The 6,334-nt window shown below is 62.1% G+C and carries 8 protein-coding genes and 1 pseudogene; all 9 read right to left on the reverse strand.

Annotation, left to right across the window (positions count from 1 at the left end):
* Window positions 1–7: 7 nt before the first annotated feature.
* Window positions 8–955, reverse strand: coding sequence for a hypothetical protein (locus P792_RS31090; protein WP_152530229.1), 948 nt, complete (start codon window positions 953–955; stop codon window positions 8–10).
* 17 nt (window positions 956–972) lie between these two features.
* Window positions 973–1,626: a hypothetical protein gene (locus tag P792_RS31095; protein ID WP_023979267.1), complete on the reverse strand. Its 654-nt coding sequence runs from the start codon at window positions 1,624–1,626 to the stop codon at window positions 973–975.
* Complete coding sequence (locus P792_RS31100) at window positions 1,623–2,141, reverse strand: hypothetical protein (protein WP_023979268.1); 519 nt, start codon at window positions 2,139–2,141, stop codon at window positions 1,623–1,625. Before P792_RS31100 ends, P792_RS31095 begins: the two co-directional genes overlap by 4 nt.
* A gap of 59 nt (window positions 2,142–2,200) precedes the next feature.
* Complete coding sequence (locus P792_RS36065) at window positions 2,201–2,923, reverse strand: hypothetical protein (protein WP_023979269.1); 723 nt, start codon at window positions 2,921–2,923, stop codon at window positions 2,201–2,203.
* Window positions 2,923–3,732 (reverse strand): hypothetical protein, encoded by an 810-nt coding sequence (locus P792_RS31110; protein ID WP_023979270.1) that lies wholly within the window; start codon window positions 3,730–3,732, stop codon window positions 2,923–2,925. The genes P792_RS36065 and P792_RS31110 overlap by 1 nt, the downstream gene beginning before the upstream one ends.
* 3 nt (window positions 3,733–3,735) lie before the next feature.
* A complete protein-coding gene (locus tag P792_RS31115) occupies window positions 3,736–4,686 on the reverse strand; it encodes a hypothetical protein (RefSeq protein ID WP_023979271.1) in 951 nt (316 codons plus the stop codon).
* A 454-nt stretch (window positions 4,687–5,140) separates the two neighbouring features.
* Window positions 5,141–5,293 (reverse strand): hypothetical protein, encoded by a 153-nt coding sequence (locus tag P792_RS37650; RefSeq protein WP_023979272.1) that lies wholly within the window; start codon window positions 5,291–5,293, stop codon window positions 5,141–5,143.
* 177 nt (window positions 5,294–5,470) lie between these two features.
* Window positions 5,471–5,950, reverse strand: coding sequence for a CreA family protein (locus tag P792_RS31120; protein WP_023979273.1), 480 nt, complete (start codon window positions 5,948–5,950; stop codon window positions 5,471–5,473).
* Between the two features lie 124 nt (window positions 5,951–6,074).
* Window positions 6,075–6,334, reverse strand: a pseudogene (locus tag P792_RS0119315) (hypothetical protein); the annotation flags it as partial.

Below are 6,334 nucleotides of genomic sequence, written 5' to 3' on the forward strand. Positions count from 1 at the left end.
GCGGGCATTACTGGCCGCGCTCGACGGTCACAAGATTGGCGGTCTTGGCCTCGATCACGACAGAGGCATACTGGCCCGGCAGGGTGTATGGCCCTGTCTGGGCCTGGGTGCCGTAACTGCCGAGTGTCAGCCCCGCACCCGGGGCAAGCGTAACGGCCCCGGTCCCGGTCTGGGTAACGGTGATGCGACAGCCGATGATCGTCCAGTTGGATACGGTGATCGTCACCGCCGAGGACGCATTGACCACAATCGTCCGTCCGCACTGCGCGGTGTTGCTCAGGGCCGTATTCGCCGTAACCGTGTCCACGGGGTGGGCATATTGCTGGCTCTGCCAGCTGCCATCCATGCGGAACTCGAAGATGTTGGCGTTGGCGTTGGCATCCTGCACAGCAATACGCTGCGGGTCTTTCTCCCAGTTCAGGTTGAACTGGTTCGTGTTCACCGCATAGCCGTGCAGGATGTTCTTCTGCCCTGCCACGCCTGGCGTCACTTGGGCGTTCAGCGCGCCATTGCCGGAATAGGCGTTGAGACTGGTCGCACCCGAGATATTGGATAGGATCGCACCTGACACATCGAGCGGCGTCGCCGGCAGCGGGTTGCCCACGCCAAGGCGACCATTCACCCGGTCAATCGAGAAATAGGGGGCGTTGGTGAAATTGCCCCATTTCGCATCGCTGAACCGGAAATAGTCGATGTTCCCCATCGGGGTCATCACCACGAAATCATGCTGTGACCCCTCGGCGGTGCTGAACCGGAAATAGGTGCCCACCGTGGCGCTTGCCGATGAGGCAAGGGCGGCCTTGCTCAGTGTCATGGTCTTGGTGCCTGCGCCGGAGACGATGGTGGTCCCTGCCGGGAACAGGCCATATTCGGCGGGCGTGTCCAGGATCTGCCCCGTATCGCCGGGGAAGGTGCACCCGCCAACGCAGGTGATCGTGGCACTTCCCTTGGTCACAACACCATAAGCCGTGGTCAGCCCCAGGGGATAAGCTGGGTGCCCGTGCTCTGCCACATGAACGGCACCGGCTGACGGCTGAACGTGCCATCATAGGTAAACCGGCTGATCTCGAAATAATCGTATCCCACATCGGGGCCGTATTTGAGCTTTGGCCCCCAGCCGACCGCACCATGCTCGAAATTGTCGTTGTAGCTCATGTCGGGGCCGACAAAGGCCAGGGCGGCAAAGCCGTTTTCGTTGGTGGTCTTGAGGGCGAGGGCGTTGTTGATGCCCGTATTGTTCTCAATCGACAATTCGCCCGTATTGGCATGATAGGCGATGCGCGAACTCACATCCGCATGAAGCGGGTCGGTGACAACAAACCCTTTCTGCGGGTCGCCCGATGCGGTGAGGCTGCCTGTGAGAGTGCCCCCCTTCACGGGTAGATATCCGGCCACTGCGGCTGTCAGATCGTCTTTCGTGGCGCCAGTCTTGCCCAGGGTCTGAATGTCGCGGGCGTTGCGCTCGATGCCGTCCTGCATGGTGGCCAGGGTCGCGCCTTGCGTGCCAACCCGCGTGCCCGATGACAGACCGCCCGGCGGCGCAAACTGGGGTTCGGCATGGGCCACCGCGCCGATCAGGGCAAACCCGGTTAGCAGGGCAGGGGACAGAGGGATGAAACGCTTCATGTCAGATCTCCGAGGCGGGTCGGGATACCCGCATTGTTGTACCAGCCGGACCCGCTCTCTGGCGGCGCGGTCGGCAAGTTGCGCAGCCAGCTATCCATCGCCTCGCTGGAGAGTTTTCCGCCCGATTGCGTGGGCGCGTCGGGGCTGTCGGGCAGGTCGAGCGGAAACAGGGCCTCACGCGGGCTGACGGTGATATTCACCTCGACCTGCTTGCTGTTGCCCTCGCTAGTCAGCGCACAGACGGTCACGCTCTGCGTGCCGGGGGCCTTCCATCGCATCCAGGCGGTGACGATATTGCCGAAAAGATTGGTCCAGGCCAGATCGGCCCCGCCTGCCTCGAAACGAAAGGACGTGATGAACTCGCCCGGTGACAGCAGCCTGTCGAAATCGATGCTGTAATCGCCGCCCCCCTTGAGCGAGGAAGAGGGCCAGACAAGCGCGTTCTGCGCACAGGCAAAGGCCCCGCCCCCGATAGCCTCGGGGCGCAGGATGTTGACGACGGGTCGCCATGTCATGATGTGATCTCCGGTAATCCCGTGGCGGGAAACCTGCCCGGATCGGGGCAGGAAATGGCTCAGCTGGTGAGCCAGGTCAGCGCCCCGTCCTGCAGCGCCATGCTGAACAGGGTTGAGCCGCTGGAACTGCCGAGCGCCTGCACGCTGGCAATGATGCGCAGCGTCGTGCCTGCAGAGGCATGGGCCAGTATCGTGGCCCGTGCGCCGAGGAAAAAGAAACGGTCGAGCTGCACATTACTGCCAGAGGCCGCAATGGGCTGGGCCGAGGCTGCGCCCTGGGCGTCGACCGTATGAACGGCCACGATGACCCGTGCCACCTGCCACGTTGTATCGTTGGCCCCGTTATCGTTGATCCGTAGCGTGGCGCTGAATTCGGCACGCAGGGCAGAGCCGGTCAGGGTCACATCCACGCTGCCCAGCGTGAAGCTCTGCGCCTTCCACGAACGGTCGGCCACCACGCTTGCCCCCTGCACAACAGGGGCGGGCATGGCCTCGGCAGGCAGGGCGGAATAGACAAGTGTGGTGCCGGTAAAATTGAGCCTTACCGCCCGGTCCTGGGTGGTGCCAATCACCGTGTCACGCGAGATGCTGGCCGGGATGCCGTGGGTCAGTCGCCCGATCCCCCATTCGGCCTGGGTGCCGTCATCGGCGAAGTAATAGACCTCGCCATCCGGAAACGCGCCAGACCAGCCCCGCCGCCCGGCAGGCGCACCGCTCAGGATGAAATCTCCTGTTCCCGGATTGTTCGCGTTCTCTAGCACAAAATTGCCAAGCATCGCCATTATAATCGCTCCCTTATCGTGAGAGTGAGGGCGCGGCGATTGGCCGCCCCCGCCGATGAGGTAATCTCGCCCGCCTCGATGCGCCCGAACACCGCATCGCCGCTGCGCGTGCCCGCTCCCGGATCGGGCAGGAACAGGACGTTCGCGCCTGTGCGGCCGAGGGCGAGCATGGCGCGGATCTGGGGCAGTTCCTCGGTGCCAAGCGATTGGTGCTCGATGCGCAGCACGCGACGCTGCCAGCGCAAGGTGACGTATTCCACGCCGGACAGGCTGGTAATCGTATCGGCCCCGCTTTCGGCACTCTCGCCACTGCTCCAGGCCATGTTGCGCTGTGGCTGCCAGAGCGGCCCGGCATAGGCCAGCGGGATGGACAGGAAGCCATCAGGGTTCTGCGCATCGGCTATCAGGATCGTCACACGGTCGCCCTGCACGGCGGTATCGAGCATCATGATTGCTTGCCCGTCCCGCACGTCAGCGGCCAGCAAGCCGGAATCATGCGCCAGTGTTGCCCCGCGCCAGATCTTCACGGACCATTGCGCGGTGGCGGTCAGGTTGGTGCGGTGCAGCGAGAAGCAGCGCCAGTCCACCATCCCGCCCGGCTCGATCGTGACCGAGGCCACACGCCCCGGCGCACGCCAGGCCGTCGCGGGCGCACCCTGCGGGGTGGCGAGATTGCTCACCGGCAGATCGGGCATGAAGGCCGAGGCCGTCAGCCGGGCCGAGAGAAAGGCATTGTCGCAGCCGAAAGCGCAGAGCCTGCCCGTGCTGTCCTCAACGGGACAGAAACCGGAATCGAGTATGGCTTCCATGGCTTAGCCTCCTGCCTGTTCCGGTGTGAACAAGGGCAGGCGCAGCGACTGGCCGTTGATGTTGATATGAAGCCACTGCACGGGCTGATCGTTTTGTGAGAGTTTCGCCCCCTGTCCCGTGACCGGGCTTGCAATCTGCAATTCGCCGCCCGGTGCCGGATACAGGCCGAGATTGGCCGAGCCTCCCTGACCTTCCTGCACATAAAGCCCCGCCGCCGCCTGTCCGCTGCCCGCCTGTATATTGAGCGTGTTGGTGGGCGAAGCGTTGGGCGAGATCGAAAAGATCAGCTGGCCCGCCATGTTGGTGATCAGCATTCCGTCATCGGAGAATTGCAGGCGCTGGCCTTTTTTCGTCTGGCTCACGGTCGAGAACAGCATGGCCCCTGAATCGAGGCCCTGCACGTTCTCGCGTGTCTCGCCCGTGCGCCACTCAATGCCCTGGCGCGTGCCCATCGCTATGGCCGTGCCGTAACCGTCCGTCCCGTCCGTGCCGGTCAGGCTGTCATTGGCGAAGATAATGCCGCTCTTGTGCCGGGACGGATTGCGCACGAACACGATACCGACCTCGGCATCGCTGGAGCCCTGCGTCTGCCCGCCACCCGATCCGATCTGGATGGCATAGGTGCCGCCGCCGCAATTGGGATGGTAGGGCGTGGACATGCCCGCCGCCGCCCCGCCCATATTCACTGTTTCCAGTTCCATCACGAAACTGGGCTGGTAATTGACGCCCGCCATGCGCCAGCCCTCGCCATAATAGGCATAGGCCGTGGCGGTGGTCGGGCTTTGCGTCTCGTCTGCCACACTCCAGGCGGCCACCCCGCTTGCCGCCTTTTCGGGCACGACGGCCGCGATATCGCCAAGCGGCATCGAGCGCGTGCAGCCCTGCTGCTCGATCACAATCACTCCCGACCCGTCGAGCGTCGCAATGCGCGGATAGGCGCCTAGTCTAGCCATGATGATCTGTCCTGTTGAACGGGGAGGCGGGCAAAGAAAAAGCCGCCCGGTTGGGCGGCTTGAGCGGGAAGCAAGCGAGATGACCTCAATTGGTTTGGAAGAGGCCTTCCCTGTGCTGCAAATGCCATTTTATGAGGCCGCACATTGCACTTGCACGGCGTGGTAAGGTCAGATCTGAGAAAATCCGGTCTGTTTCCTCATAAAGATGAGTCTCATTGGAAATCCCTACCCGATGGGCTGGGGTGCCGACTGTCTCCCAGATAATCTCATTCCGTCGTGTTCGTGATCGGTAGGCGACCCAGTCCGGTTTGTCGTCACCCTGAGACAGGACCATGACCGGCAACGATCTGGAATGACCGTCATCACCACCTGGAAGCGCTGCGCCCTCCATTACAGGATGGATCAGGTCACGAAGAGCCACCATATGAGTATGATCGAGGGTAATCCGACAGGCTTATGCGGTGATCTGGCGGTAAGTTGGTGTATGTTCGGGCACATAGCCACGCTGCATAAGATAGAGCGCAGGCGTTGCTGCAGCATTTGCCAGCGTAGCCTGCGGAATGATGGACAAGAGAAGCGCCGTGAGAACGGGTAAGACCTTTTGCACCGGGCAGTTCCTTTCCATCGTAATGACAGACGGCGCGCGTCTGCAGGTCAGGCCAGCAGCAGCGCCCCATACTATCCCCCACCAGCACCCGCAGGGCGATCATTGCTTCATCGGGGTGCAACTGCTCGCTCGCCATCGAGCCGGGTTGGCTTGCATCGCGTCGGGATTAACAGATCTTTACCAGGAAACGGCGGAGATCGCGTTTGCAGGCGAGCCGTCGATAAGGCCCTGACTGGTCACGAGATAGACGACGGCACTGTGTTCCTGATCGATCATCCGGGTGATGACGAGGTTTGTAAACAGGAAAGAGTTACGCAGCTTCGTGATGTTCTGCTGTTTGGGCAGTTTGGTGATATCGGTCGGCACCCCACCGCTTTTCACGCAGGATAGGGAAAAGCGCGTCGGATTTTTGGCAATCCCGACTGCACCCTTGATCCCGCCGGTCTGGGCCCGTGAGAGATAGCACGTCACAGGAAGATCCGGATCAGTAAAGGATGACACCTGCACGTCATGCGATCCGAACAGATGGAACGATGTATTCACCCCACCCAGCGTCGTTGCGCTCTGAGCGCAGGCCGCCGATACGCTTGTGACTGCACCCGCCATGACAAAAGTGAGAAGAGAACGGCGCAAGGCTGAGAGAGATGGAATGGTCATGGCTTTCCTGTTCAAGAAGCTGGATCGTGCGACAACATGAAACGCAACGATCCTTAGACTGGCAAGAGACCGAACAACCTGTTTCATATTGCGTCACTTCGGAACAGCATCTAGCCCAATCAGCCTATCGCTGATCCCCCACAAGAACCTGCAGGGTGATTGTCGCTTCGCCGGGACGCACTTGCTCGCCCACGACAAGGCCGGAAAGCGTGCGGTCTGGATGCTCTGGAAGCGTCAGGGTGACGTGATCGCCCAGATCCACCGCGTAACCCTGATCCACCGGCACGGTGAGGGCACGCAGGCGGCGCGTGCTGGCCCAGAGAACGGCGTGCAGGGTCGCCACCTTCATCGCGTCCTGTTCGTCGCTCAGGGCCGTGACCAGGG

Origin of the sequence: Asaia sp. SF2.1, assembly GCF_000505765.1 — a bacterium.
Lineage (GTDB): Bacteria > Pseudomonadota > Alphaproteobacteria > Acetobacterales > Acetobacteraceae > Asaia > Asaia bogorensis.